This is a genomic window from Nocardia sp. NPDC059195 (genome assembly GCF_042754695.1).
In the GTDB taxonomy this organism is placed as follows: Bacteria; Actinomycetota; Actinomycetes; order Mycobacteriales; family Mycobacteriaceae; genus Nocardia.
Map to the genome: position 1 here is coordinate 21,503 of NZ_JBHZBG010000037.1, position 18,051 is coordinate 39,553.

The 18,051-nt window shown below is 67.9% G+C and carries 22 protein-coding genes; 8 read left to right on the plus strand and 14 right to left on the minus strand.

The window, feature by feature from the left end:
• Positions 1-5 precede the first annotated feature (5 nt).
• The 3 genes from ACFXKN_RS30320 to ACFXKN_RS30330 form a co-directional block, all read right to left on the minus strand.
• The gene (locus ACFXKN_RS30320; RefSeq protein ID WP_378973700.1) at positions 6-641 is read right to left on the minus strand and encodes a PadR family transcriptional regulator; all 636 of its coding nucleotides are present in this window, start codon (positions 639-641) and stop codon (positions 6-8) included.
• 81 nt (positions 642-722) lie between these two features.
• Complete coding sequence (locus ACFXKN_RS30325; RefSeq protein ID WP_379434288.1) at positions 723-2,753, minus strand: MDR family MFS transporter; 2,031 nt, start codon at positions 2,751-2,753, stop codon at positions 723-725.
• Positions 2,754-2,821: 68 nt separating this feature from the next.
• The gene (locus ACFXKN_RS30330) at positions 2,822-3,454 is read right to left on the minus strand and encodes a TetR/AcrR family transcriptional regulator (protein WP_378973686.1); all 633 of its coding nucleotides are present in this window, start codon (positions 3,452-3,454) and stop codon (positions 2,822-2,824) included.
• Between the two features lie 107 nt (positions 3,455-3,561).
• On the opposite strand from ACFXKN_RS30330, the gene ACFXKN_RS30335 reads away from it, so the two are divergent.
• From ACFXKN_RS30335 to ACFXKN_RS30345, 3 genes are all read left to right on the plus strand, one after another.
• On the plus strand, positions 3,562-3,819 hold the full coding sequence (locus ACFXKN_RS30335; protein WP_378973681.1) for a hypothetical protein: 258 nt from the start codon (positions 3,562-3,564) through the stop codon (positions 3,817-3,819).
• A gap of 79 nt (positions 3,820-3,898) precedes the next feature.
• Positions 3,899-4,819 carry an RNA polymerase sigma factor RpoD/SigA gene (locus ACFXKN_RS30340; protein ID WP_378973678.1) on the plus strand — a complete coding sequence of 307 codons (921 nt, stop codon included), beginning with the start codon at positions 3,899-3,901 and terminating at the stop codon, positions 4,817-4,819.
• 38 nt (positions 4,820-4,857) lie between these two features.
• Positions 4,858-5,733 (plus strand): oxidoreductase, encoded by an 876-nt coding sequence (locus ACFXKN_RS30345; RefSeq protein WP_378973673.1) that lies wholly within the window; start codon positions 4,858-4,860, stop codon positions 5,731-5,733.
• Positions 5,734-5,739: 6 nt separating this feature from the next.
• Here ACFXKN_RS30345 and ACFXKN_RS30350 read toward each other — a convergent pair whose 3' ends face one another.
• Positions 5,740-6,672: an NADP-dependent oxidoreductase gene (locus ACFXKN_RS30350; RefSeq protein WP_378973669.1), complete on the minus strand. Its 933-nt coding sequence runs from the start codon at positions 6,670-6,672 to the stop codon at positions 5,740-5,742.
• A 121-nt stretch (positions 6,673-6,793) separates the two neighbouring features.
• On the opposite strand from ACFXKN_RS30350, the gene ACFXKN_RS30355 reads away from it, so the two are divergent.
• From ACFXKN_RS30355 to ACFXKN_RS30365, 3 genes are all read left to right on the plus strand, one after another.
• Complete coding sequence (locus tag ACFXKN_RS30355) at positions 6,794-7,759, plus strand: GlxA family transcriptional regulator (RefSeq protein WP_378973663.1); 966 nt, start codon at positions 6,794-6,796, stop codon at positions 7,757-7,759.
• Positions 7,760-8,006: 247 nt separating this feature from the next.
• Positions 8,007-8,435 (plus strand): transcriptional regulator, encoded by a 429-nt coding sequence (locus ACFXKN_RS30360; RefSeq protein WP_378973658.1) that lies wholly within the window; start codon positions 8,007-8,009, stop codon positions 8,433-8,435.
• Positions 8,436-8,473: 38 nt separating this feature from the next.
• Complete coding sequence (locus ACFXKN_RS30365) at positions 8,474-8,824, plus strand: DUF3817 domain-containing protein (RefSeq protein ID WP_378973832.1); 351 nt, start codon at positions 8,474-8,476, stop codon at positions 8,822-8,824.
• Positions 8,825-8,975: 151 nt separating this feature from the next.
• Here the strand turns inward: ACFXKN_RS30365 and rdgB are convergent, their stop codons facing one another.
• From rdgB to clpS, 10 genes are all read right to left on the minus strand, one after another.
• On the minus strand, positions 8,976-9,581 hold the full coding sequence (rdgB, locus tag ACFXKN_RS30370) for an RdgB/HAM1 family non-canonical purine NTP pyrophosphatase (RefSeq protein WP_378973653.1): 606 nt from the start codon (positions 9,579-9,581) through the stop codon (positions 8,976-8,978).
• A 2-nt stretch (positions 9,582-9,583) separates the two neighbouring features.
• A complete protein-coding gene (gene rph, locus ACFXKN_RS30375) occupies positions 9,584-10,348 on the minus strand; it encodes a ribonuclease PH (RefSeq protein WP_378638916.1) in 765 nt (254 codons plus the stop codon).
• Positions 10,349-10,415: 67 nt separating this feature from the next.
• A complete protein-coding gene (locus ACFXKN_RS30380; protein ID WP_378973827.1) occupies positions 10,416-11,180 on the minus strand; it encodes a cyclic nucleotide-degrading phosphodiesterase in 765 nt (254 codons plus the stop codon).
• Positions 11,181-11,249: 69 nt separating this feature from the next.
• On the minus strand, positions 11,250-11,957 hold the full coding sequence (locus tag ACFXKN_RS30385; protein ID WP_379434289.1) for a rhomboid family intramembrane serine protease: 708 nt from the start codon (positions 11,955-11,957) through the stop codon (positions 11,250-11,252).
• A gap of 77 nt (positions 11,958-12,034) precedes the next feature.
• A complete protein-coding gene (locus ACFXKN_RS30390) occupies positions 12,035-12,997 on the minus strand; it encodes a PLP-dependent cysteine synthase family protein (protein WP_378973633.1) in 963 nt (320 codons plus the stop codon).
• 4 nt (positions 12,998-13,001) lie between these two features.
• Entirely contained in the window at positions 13,002-13,277 is a 276-nt protein-coding gene (locus ACFXKN_RS30395) for a MoaD/ThiS family protein (RefSeq protein ID WP_378973626.1), read from the minus strand.
• Positions 13,278-13,316: 39 nt separating this feature from the next.
• Positions 13,317-13,730, minus strand: a complete 414-nt coding sequence (locus ACFXKN_RS30400) for a Mov34/MPN/PAD-1 family protein (protein WP_378973823.1) — start codon at positions 13,728-13,730, stop codon at positions 13,317-13,319.
• A 205-nt stretch (positions 13,731-13,935) separates the two neighbouring features.
• Entirely contained in the window at positions 13,936-14,994 is a 1,059-nt protein-coding gene (locus ACFXKN_RS30405) for a P1 family peptidase (protein ID WP_378973621.1), read from the minus strand.
• A gap of 68 nt (positions 14,995-15,062) precedes the next feature.
• A complete protein-coding gene (locus tag ACFXKN_RS30410) occupies positions 15,063-15,632 on the minus strand; it encodes a DUF2017 domain-containing protein (protein ID WP_378973617.1) in 570 nt (189 codons plus the stop codon).
• A gap of 22 nt (positions 15,633-15,654) precedes the next feature.
• Positions 15,655-16,002 carry an ATP-dependent Clp protease adapter ClpS gene (gene clpS, locus ACFXKN_RS30415; protein WP_378921633.1) on the minus strand — a complete coding sequence of 116 codons (348 nt, stop codon included), beginning with the start codon at positions 16,000-16,002 and terminating at the stop codon, positions 15,655-15,657.
• Positions 16,003-16,063: 61 nt separating this feature from the next.
• Here clpS and ACFXKN_RS30420 point away from each other — a divergent pair, with 61 nt between their 5' ends.
• On the plus strand, positions 16,064-17,377 hold the full coding sequence (locus tag ACFXKN_RS30420; protein WP_379434292.1) for a nicotinate phosphoribosyltransferase: 1,314 nt from the start codon (positions 16,064-16,066) through the stop codon (positions 17,375-17,377).
• A gap of 119 nt (positions 17,378-17,496) precedes the next feature.
• Positions 17,497-18,051, plus strand: a complete 555-nt coding sequence (locus tag ACFXKN_RS30425) for an isochorismatase family protein (RefSeq protein ID WP_378973603.1) — start codon at positions 17,497-17,499, stop codon at positions 18,049-18,051.

An 18,051-nucleotide genomic window follows, 5' to 3' on the forward strand; every position in this document is an offset into this window, starting at 1 on the left:
CGGAGCTAGTCGTTCCCCCTCTCGCCGAGTTCGGGAATCTTGTCGGCGGGCATGCCGTCGACATGCCACTGCCGCCAAAGCTCGAGGCCCTCGAAGGTGCCCGCGGCGAGTTCGTCACGCAGGGAGCGCGCCCAGCTCGCCTCGGCTTCCAGCATCGCCAAGCCGAATTCGGATTCGACGAGAAACAGCCGCGGCAGCGTCAGTTCGGTCAGCTCGGCCCTGGTGGTCGCGATGGTCTGCTCCAAGGCCGCGATCCGTGTGCCGAGCAGGACGGCCACCTCGTCCGGTGGCAGCACCGCCAGAATCGACAGGCCCGCGGTGAACCGGTGGTGTTCGGGCTCGGGCGCGGCGAGCAGTTCGCGGGTCCAGTCCGCCATCTCGGCGCGGCCCGCGTCGGTGATCCGGTAGATCACCCGCTCGGGGCGCGCGCCGTCACGTTCGCTGCCGATCACCTCGAGGAATCCGGCTTTCTCCATGTTCTGCACGACGGTGTAGAGCGAGCCCCACTTGATGTCCATGTCGCGGTCTTTGCCGTGGGCGCGCAGGGTGGCGGCGATCTCGTAGCGGTGCATCGGACGCTGCACGATCACCGAGAGCACGGCGAGCGCCAGCAGGTTGTTCACTTTGCGCTTCGTAGCCATCACTACCTCCTTACTCGTCTACGAATATACGTCTACGAGTATTCGGCGGCAAGGTTTGTCCAGCGGAGTGAACAGCCGAATTCAGACTTTCGATACCTCGCTGCTATCAGCGCCCTGGTCGAGCAACTGGGCCGCGATCTTCGACAGCGCCTCGTCCAGCAGTGCGCGGTCTACCGGATCCTCGGAATTCCAGTCGTCGAGACGGTCGCCGAGCCAGCGCCGCCAGCCCGCTCGCAGCTTGTCGACCTCGGCGCTACCGTCGCCGGTCAGCGTGAGGGTGCCCGCGTCATCGCGCAGCAGACCCGCGTCGGCGGCCTGCCGGAAGACCGGCGAGAGCACCTCTACCGGCAGCCGGTGTCGGTAGGCGATGGCATACACCGAGGCAGGCGCACCCTCCTTGGCGTAGAGGTACACCTGCCCCAGCGCCCACGCCGCGTCCGGCCGCAGCGTGCTGCCGGAGGCCGCGATGAGCTCGGGGATGAGCGGTTTCTCCGCCCTGGCCTTGCGCACCGTCGTGGCGACCGCACGTTCGAGCTGCACCACCCGGTCGGGCGAATCGGGCACCGAGAATCCCTCGCCGACATCGCCTGCACCGTGGCGGGCGCTGTCACGCAGCCGCACCTGCGGCAGGAACCAGGCGACGACGAAACCGACCAGCGCCACCGGAACGACCCAGCGGAACACGTGGTCGATCGACTGCGCGTAGGCGTCGACGATGGGCGCCGCCTGCTCGTGGGGCAGTTCCCGCAGCAGCTTCGGATTCGCCGCCACCTCGGGCGAGACGCCGGGCGTCTGTCTCAACGCGTTCTCCAGCGCGGTCGTGCTCTGGTTGGTGTAGAGCGTGCCGAAGACCGCGGTACCGAACGCGCTGCCGAGGGTGCGGAAGAAGGTGACGCCCGAGGTAGCGGTGCCGAGATCGGCGTAGGGCACGGTGTTCTGCACGACGATGGTGAGCACCTGCATCGACAAGCCGAGTCCGGCGCCGAGAATCAGCATGTACAGCGATTCCAGCCAGATGCTCGTCTCGTATCCCATCGTCGACATCAGGCCAAGACCCACCGCCATCACGGCCATGCCGACGACCGGGAAGTACCGGTACTGCCCGGTCTTTCCGACGACCTGACCGGAGAAGATCGACGTGATGAACAGCCCGACCACCAGCGGCAGCGTTCGCACGCCGGAGATCGTCGCCGTCGCACCGTCGACATATTGCAGGTAGGCGGGCAGGTAGGTCATCGAGCCGAGCATCGCGAAGCCGACGATGAAACTGAGCACCGACGACACCGTGAACACCCGGCTGCTGAACAACCGCATCGGCAGCATCGGTGCCTTCGCCCGGTTCTCCACCAGCACGAACCCGGTGATCAGCAGCACGGCCAGCACGAACAAGCCGATGATCTGCCAAGAGCCCCACGGATATTCGTTGCCGCCGAACTCGAGCCCGAGGATCAGCGCCGAGACCCCGAGCGCGATCAGGCCGATGCCGAGGTAGTCGATCACCGGCCGGGCGACCGCGCGCAGGTGCGGCAGCGTACGCGCCGCCATCACCACCATGATGATCGCGATCGGCACATTCACGTAGAAGCACCAGCGCCAGCTGGCGTGGTCGGTGAACAGGCCACCGAGGGTTGGCCCGATGACGGTGGTCACGCCGAACACCGCGCCGAGCGCGCCCTGATATTTGCCGCGTTCACGCAGCGGAATGGTGTCGGCGATCAGGGCCATCGAGGTGACCATCAACCCGCCAGCGCCGACACCCTGGATCCCGCGCGCCACGATCAGCATGACCATGCCGCCCGCGACACCGGCCAGCGCCGAGCCCGCGATGAAGATGATGCCGCTGATCTGGAACAGCAGCTTGCGGCCGAACAGGTCACCGAGTTTGCCCGCGAGCACGGTCGCGACGGCCTCGGCGAGCAGGTAAGCGGTCACCACCCAGGCCATGTGCCCCGCGCTGCCGAGGTCGGCGACGATCGAGGGCAGCGCTGCCGACACGATGGTCTGGTCGAGTGCGGCCATGAGCATGCCGAGCACGACCGTCGCGAAGACGATGTTGATCTTCGCCTTGCTCATCGGTTCGACGGGCTTGTCTACAGCAACACCATCCGGCATTGGCCCAGTATGGGCTTTCAGGTCCGGCACCGGAGCCCAGTGACACGGCAGCAATCGCCGCCGATCACTCAGCGCACGGCGTAATTTCCCAGCCCGGGCTCGAGCGCGTCGAAGGCGATCTCGGCATCGCGGGTCAGCGCAGTGGCGATCTCGGTGGCGGATTCACCGTCGAGCGTGCGGCGTGTGATCTCGTCGAACAACACCCGCTGGACACTGGCGAGTTGGGCCGCGGCGACGCGCGGGGTGATATCGCCCGGGTCGGCGCCCGTCTCCGTGGCGAGCGCTTTCGCCAGCGCCACCTGACGGTCGTCGTGGAACTCGCGCACGCGCGCCGTCAGCGCGGGGCTGTCGGCGATCATTCTCGCGAACGGCTCTCCGCTGAAGCCGATGATTTGGCTCTGCGCCGCCACCGCCGCCAGGTAGGCGTGGCGCAGCGCGGCCAGTGCCGATTGGCCCGGCGCGCGTTCGCGCACGATCGCGGCGAGCTGGTCGATGTAGATCTCCCCCAGGTCGAGGGCGAGGTCTTCTTTGCGGGGGAAGTAGTTGGTGACCGTCATCTTGGCGACGTCGGCGGCTGCCGCCACCTCGGCGATGGTCACCCGGTCGAATCCGCGAGCCAGGAACAGCTCGGTCGCCCGGTCCGAGATCTGCTCCCTGGTCTGCTGCTTCTTCCTCGCCCGTAGGCCCGGTTGCGTCGTCATGTCTCCAGCGTATCTGAATTCGTCCTAAATTTGTTCTTGACATATTTTTAGGTTCGTTCTAAGTTTGTGTTCGTCGCCGCAAGCGACACGATCGAAGGAGACAGCGCATGCCGCACGGAACCGATATCGCCGCCGAGCCCCTCAGTGCCCGTTCCACCCACGAAGGAGCAGCCGATATGGCCCGATACACGACATTCCGCGACGCACTCTCCGCGCCGGAGCCGCTGACCTTGCCGACGCCGCGCCGGGCCAGCGCGGCCGCACAGTTCCCGTCCACGCGCCGAAGCGGCTCCGGTTCGGCGATCCGCGGTGCGCAGACCCGCTCGACCACCGTGCGCCGTCCGATCCGCATCCCCGGACGCTGACCAACCCGACCGGCGGGGCGATCCACTCGCCCCGCCGGTTGCCGGCCCACCCTGTTCGTCGCACACCCCGGGAGCTCTCTTGACCGTCACCGCCGACCCCATTCGCGACTACCTGACCGCCATCGGCCGCACTCCCCTGCTGACCGCCGAGCAGGAATACGCCCTCGGAGCACGCATTGCCACCGGTGCCGCCGCGCGCGCCGAATTGGCCGAAAATGATTCAGCCGGTGTCGAACTCACCGCAGCACGACGAGAGCTGTTGCGCCGCGACGAACTCGACGGTCTGCGCGCGAAAGATCAGATGGTGCGGGCGAATCTGCGCCTGGTCGTCTCCATCGCGCGCCGGTTTCCGACCAACACCGGCATGTCGCTGCTCGATCTGATCCAGGAGGGCACGCTCGGGCTGATGCGCGCGGTGGAGAAGTTCGACCACGAGCGCGGACTCAAGCTCTCCACCTACGCGACGTACTGGATCCGGCAGTCGATCGGTCGCGCGCTCACCGATCAGGGGCGCACGATCCGGCTGCCCTCGAATGTGGCCGACGTGCTGCACCGGGTGATCCGGGTGCGGCGCGAGCTCACCCACCGGTTGGGGCGCGCGGCCACGACGGAGGAACTGGCCGCGGGCGCCGAGCTCACCGTCGCGCAGGTCGAGGCGGTGCTGCGGCACGAAGCCGAGCCGGTATCGCTGCACGCGCCCGTCGGCGAGGACACCGACCTGGGCTCACTACTGCCCGACAACACGCCCGCGCCGGCGGATGTGGTCGCGGATCGGATGCTCGGCGGCTACGTCGAGGCGGCCTTGGCGGTGCTCACCGAACGCGAATCCGCCGTCATCCGGCTGCGTTTCGGCCTCGACCGCGGTGAAGGCCGCACGCTGGAGGAGGTGGGCTCGGTGCTCGGCTTCTCCCGCGAACGGGCACGCCAGATCGAGGCGAAAGCCATGACCAAGCTGCGCAAACCTGCCTGCGCCCGTACGCTGACCGGATTACTCGGCTGACGCTTCCCTCCTATCTTACTCCGGAGTAAGATAGGCGCATGGCATGGAAACCAACTGACATCGCGGACCAGTCCGGGCGCACATTCGTGATCACCGGGGCCAACGGCGGCCTCGGTGCCGAAACCACCAAGGCGCTGGCAGGCAAAGGCGCCACCGTGATCATGGCCTGCCGCAATGCGAGCAAGGCGCAGCCGATCGCCGACGCCATCCCCGGCGACGTACGGGTGGCCACGCTAGACCTGGCCGACCTGGCTTCCGTGCGCGAATTCGCCGACCAGCAGGGCGAATTCGATGTGCTGATCAATAACGCGGGCCTGATGAACATCCCGTTCTCGCGTACCGCCGACGGGTTCGAAACCCAGTTCGGTGTCAACCACCTCGGCCATTTCGCGCTCACGGGACTGCTGCTCGACCGCGTCCGCGACCGGGTGGTGTCGATCGCCAGCATCGCGCACAAGCAGACGCCGAAGCTATGGATCGACGACCTCAACTACGAGAACCGTCGCTACCAGCGCAATCTCGCCTACGCCCAGGCCAAGCTCGCCAACCTGATGTTCGGCCGTGAACTACAGCGCAGGCTCACCGAAGCCGGCTCGGCGAAGAAGTCCTACGCCGTGCACCCCGGGGTCTCGGCGACGGACCTGTTCGCCCGCACCGAGACCCCCCTCGACAAGGTCAGCAAGCCGTTCATCAAGCTCATCGGCCACCCGCCGCACAAGGCCGCCCACTCCACCCTGTTCGCGGCGACCGAACCCGACGCCGACCCCACCACCTATTGGGGCCCCAATCGGTTGATGCAGTCGCAGGGGCCGGTCGAGGCGTGCCCGTCGAGCAAGATCTCGCGCGACCCGGAGCTGCTGCGCAGGCTGTGGGAGGAATCCGAGCGGATGACCGGGATCAGCTACAAGTTCTGATAATTCTCATTCCACAACCGAGAGCACGATCTTGCCGCGGGTGCGCTGATTGTCGCTGATCTCGTGGGCCTTGCTCACGAGATCCAGCGGCAGAACGGTCGCCACGTGAGGTCGCAGCGCACCTGTTTCGACCAGGTCCGCGATGGCGCGCATGCCCGCACGGTCGGCTTCGACGATCATGAACCCGGCACGCAGGCCGAGCGGGTGGGCAACTTCCACCAAGGCGGCTTCCGCCGGGGAAGCCAGCGAGACGACGATGCCGCCGGGGCGCAGGGTCCGCAGGGAACGCGGGCCGTATTCGCCGCCGATGGTGTCGACGACGATGTCGATGTCCGCGGCCGCGTCGACGAAATCTGTTGTCGTGTAGTCGATCACCTCGTCGGCACCGAGATCGCGGACGAAGTCGTGATTGTCGGCGCGTGCCGTGGCGATGACGTACGCGCCGCGCGCCTTGGCGATCTGCACCGCGACGTGGCCGACCCCGCCCGCGGCGGCGTGGATCAGGACGCGCTGTCCTGGCTGTACGTCGGCGGTGTCGACGAGTGCTTGCCAGGCGGTCAGTGAGACCAGCGGCAGGGCAGCCGCCTCGACGTGGGTGAGGTTCGACGGCTTGTGCGCGAGATGGCGGGCCGGTGAGGTGATGTACTCGGCGTAGGCGCCCGCGGCGCGCGGCTGACGCGGCATGCCGAACACCTCGTCGCCGGGCACGAACAGGGTGACCCCGGTGCCGACGGCCTCGACCACGCCGGACACATCCCAACCCAGTGGTGCGATCGCGCCGAGCAGTCCGCCGGTGCCGCGATGCCACGAATCGGTGGGGTTCACCCCGGCCGCGTGCACGCGGATCAGCACCTCGGCCGGTCCTGGACTCGGCTTGTCGACCTCGATCACGCGCAGCACCTCGGGTCCGCCGAAGGTGTCCTGACCGATTGCCCGCATGGCTTGTCTCCCTGTGTATCCCAGGCCGATTCGGAGCGATCCGACCGTGTGGAGACCACGATGCCGGGTCAGTGATCCGGCGACGAGTGGCAAGAAAGCCAAGATGTGCAAGGATCTTGCCATGCATCGCGTGGTGGTTCTGGCCGTAGACGGCGTGTATCCGTTCGAACTCGGCATTCCCGCCAGAATTTTCGGCACCGCGGCCGCGACCGATGGCGCGCCGCTCTACGAAATCCGTACCTGCAGCTTCGACGGCGCCCCGGTGCAGACCAACGCTGACTACTTGATCTCGGTGTCCGGTGACAGCACCACGCTCGACGAGGCCGACACCCTGGTAATTCCCCCGTTCTCCGGTTGCGACGGTGCCGAAACAGACTGGATGCCACCGGAATTACCGGACGCGCTGGCCAGACTGCCTCCCGGAGCCCGCATCGTCAGCTTCTGCACGGCGGCCTTCGCACTGGCCAACCTCGGCCTCCTCGATGACCGGAAGGCAACCACCCACTGGGCACAAGCCGACCGTTTCCGCGCGCTGTTTCCGCAGGTACGCATGGACGCCGACGTGCTGTTCGTCGACGACGACCGCATTCTCACCGCGGCGGGCAGCGCCGCGGGCATCGACCTGTGCCTGCACCTGGTGCGCCGCGATCACGGCAGCGCCGTCGCCAATCGGGTCGCTCGCTTGTGCATCGTGCCGCCGTGGCGCGACGGCGGGCAAGCCCAGTTCATCGATCGCCCGATCCCGGAAACCGCCGCCGAGAGCACCGCCGAGACCCGCGCGTGGGCGATGACCCACCTGGACCGTCCGCTCCCGCTCACCGAACTCGCCGCCCACGCCCGCATGAGTGTGCGCACCTTCTGCCGCCGCTTCCGCGAGGAAACCGGGCTGCCACCCGGCCGGTGGTTGATCCGCCAACGCGTCGATCATGCTCGTCACCTGCTCGAAGTCACCGAGCTGCCGATCGACCGCGTCGCCGCCGAAGCAGGCCTCGGCACCGCCGCCTCCTTGCGCCAGCACCTCGCGGCCACCATCGGTGTCTCCCCCACCGCCTACCGGCAGACCTTCCGTACGAGGGCACCGCACTGACTACTCGACCGGAACCACCCGACCGCACGCCATCACCACCGACCGAGGCTCACGTGTGGCATCGATTCCGGCCCACGGGCGACGGTCGCGGCGCAGCGGGCATGAACGCTGGTCCCCCGAGCACCGAGCACGGTGGTCCGGCGTGCACCCCGGACCACCGTGCTGTGCTGTGACGTCCGCCTCCGGGGTTCGCCGCGGCTGCGACCTGCCCCTACGCAGCCTGTAGTAGGCGGGTACCGTGGAGCGCGTGTCCGTTCCACCTCCTCGCCCGGCGTACAACCGTCCGGCCCTGATCGCGCTGGTCTGTGTCGTCGCGCTCGGCTGTCTGGCGCTGGCCTGGTGGCAGTGGGAGCGGTTCGATTCGGTGTCGGGGACCGGCAAGAATCTCGGCTACGCACTGCAGTGGCCGCTGTTCGCCGCGTTCGCGGTGTTCGCCTATGTGCGGTTCGTGCGACTGGAACGCGAGGCCGACGAGCCCGCGCCGCCGAGTACGGGCAAAGCCGAGGCGCCACGCGAGATCCCCGCGGGCATCCTGCCCGAACGCCCGAAGGCCGCCCCGGCCGACGACCCGGAAACGGCCGCCTACAACCAGTACCTGGCGCAACTGCACGCCAGCGACATCGATGCGCAGGTCCGCACCGCCGGCTTGCGCTCCCCCGAGAGGAACGCCGGGTGACCGACAACAACACCACCGCACCGTCGCTGGACAAAGACATCGCCGCGCCCGCGGGCAGCGCCCCTGCGGGCAGCGCCCCCACCGCCAAGATCGCCTCGGCGCTGCAGCGCTACCGCGTGCTCGCCTGGGTCACCGGCCTGTGGCTGCTGCTGCTCACCATCGAGATGATCGCCAAGTACGGCTTCGGCGTCGACACCCCCAGCTGGATCGCGGTCGTGCACGGCTGGGTGTACTTCGCCTACCTGCTGGTCACCGCCGACCTCGCCGTGAAGGTTCGCTGGCCCATCGGCCGCACCGTCGGCACCCTCATCGCAGGCACCATCCCCCTGCTGTCGTTCTTCGTCGAGCACCGCAACGCCAAGGACGTCAAGCAGCAATACAGCGTCTGACCTAGCCGAAAAGCGCCGCCGCCCCGGTAATCCGGAGCGGCGGCGCTGTCGTTGTACGGTTATCTGCCTGGACGGGGGATCACCAGGCCTTCACGCAAGCAACGCCTGAGAGAGATTCTGCAGCAGAGCCTGTTGATCTTGGTTCGAGACGTCAGGCAAGGCCGGCCAGGGCCGGGATCAGTTGGGTGAGGGCGCGGCCACGGTGCGAGATCGCGTCCTTCTCGGCGGGGGTGAGTTCGGCGGCGCTGCCGGTGCCGCCCTCAGGGAGGAACAGCGGGTCGTAGCCGAAACCGCCGTCGCCGTTGGGTTCGCGGGCGATGGTGCCCGGCCATTCGCCGCGCACCACCGTGGTCGTGCCGTCGGGCAGTACCAGCGCGCAGGTGGAGACGAAGCGGGCGCCGCGACGGTCGTCGGGGACGTCGCCGAGCTGAGCGAGCAGCAGGGTGTTGTTCGCGGCATCGTCGCCGTGGCCGCCTGCCCACCGGGCCGACAGCACACCGGGCATCCCGTTCAGCGCATCCACTTCGATGCCGGAATCGTCTGCCACGCACGGCAATCCGGTCGCGACAGCACCGTCACGCGCTTTCGCGATCGCGTTCTCCTCGAAGGTGGCGCCGGTTTCGGGTGCCTCCTCGTAGGGCGGCACCTCGTTCAGGCTCACCAATTCGACGCCGGCCACACCGGCTTCATCGAGAATTCGGCGAAGCTCCTTCAGCTTCTTGGCATTTCGGCTGGCCACCAGCACGCGCGCGGCCACGACTACTTCTTCGCGGACGGCTCGGGCAGGGTGCCCGGGTACGGCAGCGCCAGCGCCGCCTTCTGGATCGCGAACAGCTGCTCGGCGCCGGCGAAGGCCGAGTCCAGCATCTTGTCCAGGGTCGACCGCGGGAAGGTCGCGCCCTCGCCGGTGCCCTGGATCTCGACCAGCGTTCCGGTGTCGGTGGCGACCACGTTCATGTCGACCTCGGCGCGCGAGTCTTCCTCGTAGGGCAGGTCCAGGCGAACGCGCCCATCGACCACACCCACGCTGACCGCGGCGATCATGCACGAAATCGGCTGCGGGTCAGCCAGTTTGCCCGCGGCGGCCAGATAGGTCACCGCATCCGAGAGCGCCACATACGCGCCGGTGATCGCGGCGGTGCGGGTGCCACCGTCGGCCTGCAGCACATCGCAGTCGAGCGCGATCGTGTTCTCGCCCAGCGCGGCCAGGTCGATGCAGGCCCGCAGCGACCGCCCGATCAGCCTGCTGATCTCCTGCGTCCGCCCACCGACCTTGCCCTTCACCGATTCCCGCCCACTGCGGGTGTGCGTGGCGGCGGGCAGCATCGCGTACTCCGCGGTGAGCCAGCCGAGGCCCGAATCCCGGCGCCACGGCGGCACCCCCTCGGTGACGCTCGCGGTACACATCACCCGCGTCTGCCCGAATTCCACCAGCACCGACCCCGCCGGGTGCGTGGTGAAACCCCGAGTGATCTTCACGTCGCGGAGTTCGTCATCCGCCCTACCATCAGCTCGTCTAGACACGCTGGACAGACTAACCCGCACTCCCCCACCCACACCGCACACCCCAAATCCGCCAGGCAATCCCCGCCTACAGGTCGAACGTCTCCCCCGGCGACACCGCGTGCACCGGCCCCGAAAACGCCGCCTTGGCCTCCGCGATCACATCCTCGCGCGAAGTCCACGGCGGAATGTGGGTCAGCAACAGCTCCTTGGCCCCGGCGCGGGTGGCGATCTCGCCCGCCTCGGTGCCCGAAAGATGAATCCCCGCAGGACGATTGGCCGGATCGTGGGTCCACGACGCCTCAGCCATGAGCACGTCGGCACCCTGCGATAACTCGACAACGGCATCGCACATCGCGGTGTCGCCGGTGTAGACGAAGACCCGACCGTCGGCCGCGGTGATCCGCAGCCCGTAGGACTCCGGCGGGTGGAACATCCGCCGAGCTTCCACCGTGTGACCGGGCCCGAACGGGATCGGCGTGTTCTCGACCCACGCCTGCGAGTCGATCACATCGGACCAATCGTCGGTCTCGCCCCCGATCTCCGCGGACGCGTTTCCGATCCGCAGCGGCGCGTCGGACGGCCCGCGCACCAGCGCCTTGCCGGTCGGCGGATTCGGGTGATAGCGACGCCACACCAGCAGCGCGGGCAGATCCAAGCAGTGATCCGCGTGCAGGTGGGTGAGGAAGATGTCGACATCGGCCGGGTTCATGTGCTTCTGCAACGCGCCGAAAATGCCGGGACCGAAGTCGATGACGGTCGGCCGCATATCAGGAGCCGTCAGCAAGTAGCCCGACGCTGGAGAGTCCGGGCCGGACACGCTGCCCGAGCACCCGAGAACGGTGAGGCGCATGCCCCCATGCTGCCACGACGTGCTGGTACTCACTGCAGGATCCCCCCAATTTCCATACCGGATCCCCGGTTACCGCGTTGGTATTGCGCGGCCGACCGAGGCTCCACGGCGGCGTCGACGTTCATCTGACGAGAGTACCCAGCCCGCGAGGACTCCACCCACCGCCCCGAAAAGATGCCCCTGCCAAGAAATTCGAGGGTCGCTCGGCAGCACCCCCCACAGCATCGAGCCGTAGAACACGAGGATCACCAGCCCCACCACGATCTGCCCCACATTGCGCGCGAACCACCCACGGCAGATCAGATAAGTCAGCCAGCCGAACACGATCGACGACGCTCCGACGTGCACACTCCCCGCCGACCCGGTGAGCCAGGTGCCGATGCCCGCGATCACCCAGATGATCGCCGTCGCCGCGATCCCACGCCCGATCCCGGAGAGCAACACGAGGAACCCGAGCACCAGCAACGGCAGCGTGTTGGCGAACAGATGTTCCCACCCACCGTGCAGCAGCGGCGCCCACAGAATGCCGTCCAGCCCCGCTACCGCACGCGGCTCGATGCCTGCCGCGTCCAGTTCGCCGGGCGCCCCGGGTGGCCGATCGTGGGAGAGCACCATGTCGACGCCCTCGATCACATACAGAGCCCCCACAAAGCCCAGAATCGCCACCGCCGCCCGGACCCACGACCCACCACGCGAGGCACCGGTCCCGGGACTCGCGCTACCGCGCAACCCCGAGATCCGGTCGGGATCGAACGAGGCTCCCACCCCACCGCTCATCGACATCGCCTCCACTCCGGCAAGGGACCGTCGAACAGCCCATTGACCTGAGCGTACCGAAGCCGGGTGACATCGGGTCAGGCCCAGAGTTGCCCGTCCAGCTTCTCCTCGGCTTCGTCCAGCGTGCCGTCGTATGCCCCGGTAGACAAATACTTCCAGCCACCATCGGCGACCACGAACGCGATATCGGCCCGCTTCCCGGCCTTGTGCGCCTTCTTGGCGATACCGAGCGCGGCGTGCAGGATCGCCCCGGTGGAGATCCCGGCGAAGATTCCCTCCTCGCCGACCAGTTCGCGTGTCCGCTTCACCGCGTCGTAGGGCCCCACCGAGAATCGGGTGGTGAGCACTTTCTCGTCGTAGAGCTCGGGAATGAACCCCTCGTCGATATTGCGCAGGCCATAGACCAGCTCGCCGTACCGGGGTTCAGCGGCCACGATCTCGATTCCCGGCACCTGTTCGCGCAGGTAGCGCCCGGTGCCCATCAGGGTCCCGGTAGTCCCGAGCCCCGCGACGAAATGCGTGATCTCCGGCAGATCGGCCAGCAATTCCGGCCCGGTCCCCTCATAGTGCGCGAGTGCGTTGGCCGGATTGCCGTACTGGTACAGCATCACCCAATCCGGGTTCTCCGCCGCGATCTGCTTGGCCTTGGCCACCGCCTGATTCGACCCACCCGCCGCGGGCGAGTCGATGATCTCGGCGCCGAACATCGTCAGCAACTGACGCCGCTCCACCGAGGTGTTCTCCGGCATCACGCACACAATCCGGTAACCCTTGAGCTTGGCCGCCATGGCGAGCGAAATCCCGGTATTGCCGCTGGTCGGCTCCAGAATCGTGCACCCGGGTGTGAGCCGACCATCGGCCTCGGCCTGTTCGATCATCCGCAGCGCGGGACGGTCCTTGATCGACCCCGTGGGATTGCGGTCCTCGAGCTTGGCCCACAGCCGCACATGATCGTCGCCGTCCCATTGCGGTGACAATTTCTGCAATCCGACCAGCGGCGTATTACCGAGCGTCGCGATCAGCGATTCGTAGCGGGCCACGGTCTCAGGCGCCGCCGGCCACGGCGGGCAGGATGGTCACCGACGCGCCCGCGGGCACCTCGGCTGCCAGTCCACCGGAGAAGCGCACGTCCTCGTCGTCGACGTAGATGTTGACGTAGCGGTTGAGCTTGCCGTCGGACAGCAGCTTCTCGGCCAGCCCGGGGTGATTCGCGTCGAGGTCGGCGATGAGCGCGGACAGGGTCGAGCCCTCGCCCTGCACTCGCTTCTCACCTCCGGTGATACCACGCATGATGGTCGGAATGGACACGGTTACCGGCATGAGGGACTCCTCGGGGGTGGTGGCTTTTCTCGGACGGGTTCAGTAGGAATCGACGATGCGCACCGGTTCTTCGGTGACCTCGCCGTCGACGATGCGGTAGCTGCGCAGTTCGTGGGTCTGCGGGTCGCGCGTGGAGACCAGCACGTAGTGCGCGTCCGGTTCGGCGGCGTAGGAGATGTCGGTGCGGCTCGGGTAGGCCTCGGTGGCGGTGTGCGAGTGGTAGATGACGACCGGCACTTCGTCGGCGTCGTCCATCGCGCGCCACACGCGCAGTTGTTCACCGGAATCGAACCGGTAGAAAGTGGGCGAACGTTCGGCGTTGACCATCGCGACGAACCGTTCGGGCCGGTCACTGCCCTCGGGCCCGGCGATGATGCCGCAGGCCTCGTCCGGGTGGTCGGCGCGGGCGTGCGCCACCATCGCGTCAACGAGATCGGCCCTGATCACCAGCACTTCATCGACCCTTTCCACAACCTGCATGCGTGCTGTCGAGCACCTTCCTCGACAACCACTCACCCTATTCGGGTATTCCACGGGACACACACTCCGGTCCACCGCCGGTGCGGCAAGTCGCCGCGGGGCTGGTCAACAGGGGGCCGCACGGCGGCCGGGTCGACCGAGGGCGGGCGATGCCGACCGAATCGGGCGGAGCCGCCGATCAGTGCGGAAACAGGTCGTAGTAGGCGGGAATTCCGGCGATCGAAGTCGCGGTGAGCACGGCGTCGACGACCGCGCGTTCGACCACCACCGCCGCTGCCGTACACAGCTGGTCTAGCAGCAGCAGGTCCGAGGGGAACGCGGGCGGCAGCGCGAGCGGGGCGACGTCGATCGTGCCGGTGGACAGCGCGAACAGCGTGTCGCCGTCGAGCGGGGAGTGCACGGGCCGGATCGCCCGGGCGAGTCCGTCGTGCGCGGTGGCGGCCATCCTCCGACAGCCGGCCGGGTCGAGGGCGGCGTCGGTGGCGACGACCCCGATCGTCGTGTTGAGCACGATGGTCTTGGCCGGCAGCGCGGCAAGCGCGGCGATCTCGTCCGGCGTCCCCGTCCGCAGCCCGAAGAAGTCAGGTCCGTCGGTGCCGACTCCCCACGGCAACCCGGTGCGCGGATCGACGACCGATCCGACCGGATTGACCACGATCACCGCACCGACGGTGACACCAGCACCCGGACCGTCACCGAGAACCACACTCGCCGAACCGATTCCACCCTTGAGCGCACCCGCCCGCGCACCGACACCGGCCCCGGCGGTGCCCCGGGCGAACTCGGTCGACGCTGCCGCTGCCGCGCGATAACCGAAGTCCGCGCCGGGCCGGATGCCCCAGTCGCCGACCGGCAGATCGAAGATCACCGCGCCCGGCACGATCGGCACCACGCGGCTCGGATCGGTCGGGTCCATCGGAATGCCCTCGCCGTGTTCCTCGCACCAGCGCATCACACCGTCGGCGGCGGCCAGGCCGTACGCACTGCCGCCGGTGAGGAGCACCGCGTTGAGTCGGCGGACGGTGTTGGCCGGGTCGAGCAGGTCGGTTTCTCTGGTACCCGGTCCGCCGCCGCGCACGTCGACCGAGGCGGTCGCGCCACCAGGGACCCGCACGACGGTGCAGCCCGTCGCGGCACCGGCACCGGGCGTGGCGTCTGCGTCGAGCGCCTGGTGGTGGCCTACCAGCACACCGGCGACGTCGGTGATCGAGTTGCGTACCCCGGGGCCGCTGCGCATCGTGTCGTCCTTCGTTCGATCAGCGAATCCGGCCATCGCACGCGGGTCAGCTCACCCGCGAGAGCAGGTCAGGGAGCGAGCGCCTGAAGCAGGGAATCCTGCATCCAGGTCAGCCAGTGGTAGACGTCCAGATGCGGAGCGCGCGGATCTTCCGGATCGAAATGGTCGGGCGTGTCGTCGTCGATGTCGAGCAGGGTGCCCAGCGCGAGACGGACATCGGTGAGGGCGGCCAGCCACGCGTCGGCCTGCTCGGGCGTGAGCGCGATCTTGCCGCCCACTTCCGGGCAACTGTCGAGCACAGCCTGTCCAGCGGCCAGTTTCGCGTCGATGATCTCCGGCTCGTGCAGGCTGCGCAGCGCACTGTTGAGATCGGCGCGCTTGGCATCGGGGGAACCCGGTTCGGCGCGGTGGAAATCGGGCAGCAGGCGCAGCAGTTGCGGATCGTCGGGCGGGGTGGTGTTGCCGGTACGCAAGCCGGTGAGCGCGGCGAGTTCGTCTTCGGGGGCGTCGGCCGCGCGGTCACTGAGCAGTCCGGACACCGCGCCGATCAGGGAGCGAAGGACGGTGGCCTCGTGCTCGTCCATTTCGGATCGAAGCTTGAGGCCACTCAGTGAGTTCTTCCTGCTCCACTTACGCACAGGGCCCAGGTTAGTCCAGTGCTCAGTCGCGCTGCATGGTTGCCCAGAGGCCCGCCGCGTGCAATCGGCGCACGTCCTGCTCCATTTTGTCGCGCGAACCCGAGGACACCACCGCCTTGCCCTCGTTGTGCACCTGCATCATCAACTCGGTCGCCTTGGCTTTGCTGTAGCCGAAAAGCTTCTGGAAGATGTAGGTGACGTAGTGCATGAGATTCACCGGATCGTCCCAGACGACGGTGACCCAGGGCCGGTCCTCGGCCTCCAGGATCTCGGTGTATTCGGTGGTTTCCGGCGTCGCCTGCGGTGCCGACAGTGCGGCGTTCACAGCGTCGGTGACGGCGCCGGCCCGAACGGAATTGCACACGGCCATGAAAACCAGGGTACGACGAGGCCCCCAGGAAACAACACCCGCGGTGACTAGAGTTTCTGGTGTGCAGATCCGTGACGAGTTCGCCAGCACCGCGCTGCTGACCGACCAGTACGAGTTGACGATGCTGGCCGCGGCGCTGGCCGACGGCTCGGCCCGTAGACAGTGCACCTTCGAGGTGTTCGCCCGGCGGTTGCCGAACGGTCGCCGCTACGGCGTGGTCGCGGGCACTGCTCGCCTGCTCGACGCGCTGGCCCATTTCCGTTTCGGCCCCGACGAGCTGGCCGTGGTCGCGAAGTTCCTCGACCCAGCCACCGTCGAATGGTTGCGCGAATATCGCTTCGCCGGCGATATCGACGGCTACGCCGAAGGTGAGCTGTATTTCCCCGGCTCGCCGATCCTCACCGTGCGCGGCAGTTTCGCCGAATGCGTGCTCCTCGAGACCCTCGCGCTGTCGATCTTCAATCACGACAGCGCGATCGCCTCGTCGGCCGCGCGCATGGTGAGCGCGGCGGCCGGTCGGCGGATGATCGAAATGGGCTCGCGGCGTACACACGAACTCGCCGCACCGTCGAGCTCGCGCGCCGCCTATCTGGCCGGATTCGACGCCACCTCCAACCTCGAGTCCGTGCGCGGGTTCGGCGTGCCCGGTGCGGGCACCAGCGCCCACGCGTTCACCCTGCTGCACAGCGGCGCCGACGGCGAACACGAGGCAGCGGCGTTCCGCAGCCAGATCGACACGCTCGGCATCGGCACCACCCTGCTGGTCGACACCTTCGACATCACCAGGGGCGTCGCCACCGCCATCGAGGTGGCCGGTCCCGAACTGGGCGGTGTGCGCATCGACTCCGGCGACCTCGGCGTGCTCGCAAGACAGGTCCGCGACCAGCTCGACGAGCTCGGCGCCACCGGCACCCGCATCGTGGTCTCCGGAGATCTGGACGAGTACGCCATCGCGGCGCTGCGTGCCGAACCGGTCGACGTGTACGGCGTCGGCACGTCGGTGGTCACCGGTTCGGGTGCCCCGACCGCGGGCATGGTCTACAAGCTGGTCGAGGTCGACGGCATCCCGGTCGCCAAACGGTCGAGTCACAAGCAGTCGCGCGGGGGTACCAAGAAGGCCGTGCGATTGGCCCGCGCCACCGGCACGATCGTCGAAGAGATCGTCTACCCCGAAGGCGGAGAAGCACCGGCTACCAACGGTTTTCAGGTGCGGGAGCTGCAGGTTCCGCTGGTTCGTGGCGGCAAGGTGGTCGACAATGTCGCGACGCTGGCGCAGAGTCGCGAACTGGTCGCGCGCGGCCTGGTCAGCCTGCCGTGGGAAGGTCTCAAACTCTCCGCCGGCGAGCCCGCCGTGCCGACGACGTTCCTCGGCTGAGGACCGCTGTTCGCCGAGCGGTGGCGCCCCTCGGCGATGTCCGCCATCCTCGGAGACCGGGTGGCCGCTCGGCGTTTCGCGGCGGAGAATGGTTCTGCTCGAACAAGGTGGAGGATGACATGGCACGCGGCCTGATAATCGTGGATGTACAGAACGACTTCTGCGAGGGCGGCTCCCTCGCGGTAGCAGGCGGCGCGGCAGTGGCCGCCGCGATCACCGACTTCGTCGCACGCGAGCACTACGCAGCCGTAGTGGCCACCCGCGACTGGCACATCGATCCCGGCCCCCACTTCTCCACCGACCCCGACTACGTCGACTCGTGGCCACCCCACTGCCGAGTGGGCACCCCCGGCGCCGATTTCCACCCGGCTCTCGACGTTTCGCCCATCCAGGAAACCTTCTCCAAGGGTGAATACACCGCCGCGTACTCCGGCTTCGAAGGCGCGTCGGCGGACGGCACCACCCTCACCGATTGGCTCCGAGCCCACAACATCGACGCCGTGGACGTAGTCGGCATCGCCACCGACCACTGTGTCCGAGCCACCGCTCTCGACGCCGCCGAAGCCGGATTCGACACCACCGTCCTGCTCGACCTCACCGCGGGTGTCGCCCCGGACACCACCGAGACCGCCCTGACCACCCTCCGCGATGCGGGCGTACAACTGCGTCCCTGA

Coding starts and splice junctions, on each gene's coding strand:
- ACFXKN_RS30320 (WP_378973700.1), bottom strand. CDS start 641: ATGGCTACGAAGCGCAAAGTGAACAACCTGCTGGCGCTCGCCGTGCTC.
- ACFXKN_RS30325 (WP_379434288.1), bottom strand. CDS start 2,753: ATGCCGGATGGTGTTGCTGTAGACAAGCCCGTCGAACCGATGAGCAAG.
- ACFXKN_RS30330 (WP_378973686.1), bottom strand. CDS start 3,454: ATGACGACGCAACCGGGCCTACGGGCGAGGAAGAAGCAGCAGACCAGG.
- ACFXKN_RS30335 (WP_378973681.1), top strand. CDS start 3,562: ATGCCGCACGGAACCGATATCGCCGCCGAGCCCCTCAGTGCCCGTTCC.
- ACFXKN_RS30345 (WP_378973673.1), top strand. CDS start 4,858: ATGGCATGGAAACCAACTGACATCGCGGACCAGTCCGGGCGCACATTC.
- ACFXKN_RS30350 (WP_378973669.1), bottom strand. CDS start 6,672: ATGCGGGCAATCGGTCAGGACACCTTCGGCGGACCCGAGGTGCTGCGC.
- ACFXKN_RS30355 (WP_378973663.1), top strand. CDS start 6,794: ATGCATCGCGTGGTGGTTCTGGCCGTAGACGGCGTGTATCCGTTCGAA.
- ACFXKN_RS30380 (WP_378973827.1), bottom strand. CDS start 11,180: ATGCGCCTCACCGTTCTCGGGTGCTCGGGCAGCGTGTCCGGCCCGGAC.
- ACFXKN_RS30385 (WP_379434289.1), bottom strand. CDS start 11,957: ATGAGCGGTGGGGTGGGAGCCTCGTTCGATCCCGACCGGATCTCGGGG.
- ACFXKN_RS30395 (WP_378973626.1), bottom strand. CDS start 13,277: ATGCCGGTAACCGTGTCCATTCCGACCATCATGCGTGGTATCACCGGA.
- ACFXKN_RS30405 (WP_378973621.1), bottom strand. CDS start 14,994: ATGCGCAGCGGCCCCGGGGTACGCAACTCGATCACCGACGTCGCCGGT.
- clpS (WP_378921633.1), bottom strand. CDS start 16,002: ATGGCCGTGTGCAATTCCGTTCGGGCCGGCGCCGTCACCGACGCTGTG.
- ACFXKN_RS30425 (WP_378973603.1), top strand. CDS start 17,497: ATGGCACGCGGCCTGATAATCGTGGATGTACAGAACGACTTCTGCGAG.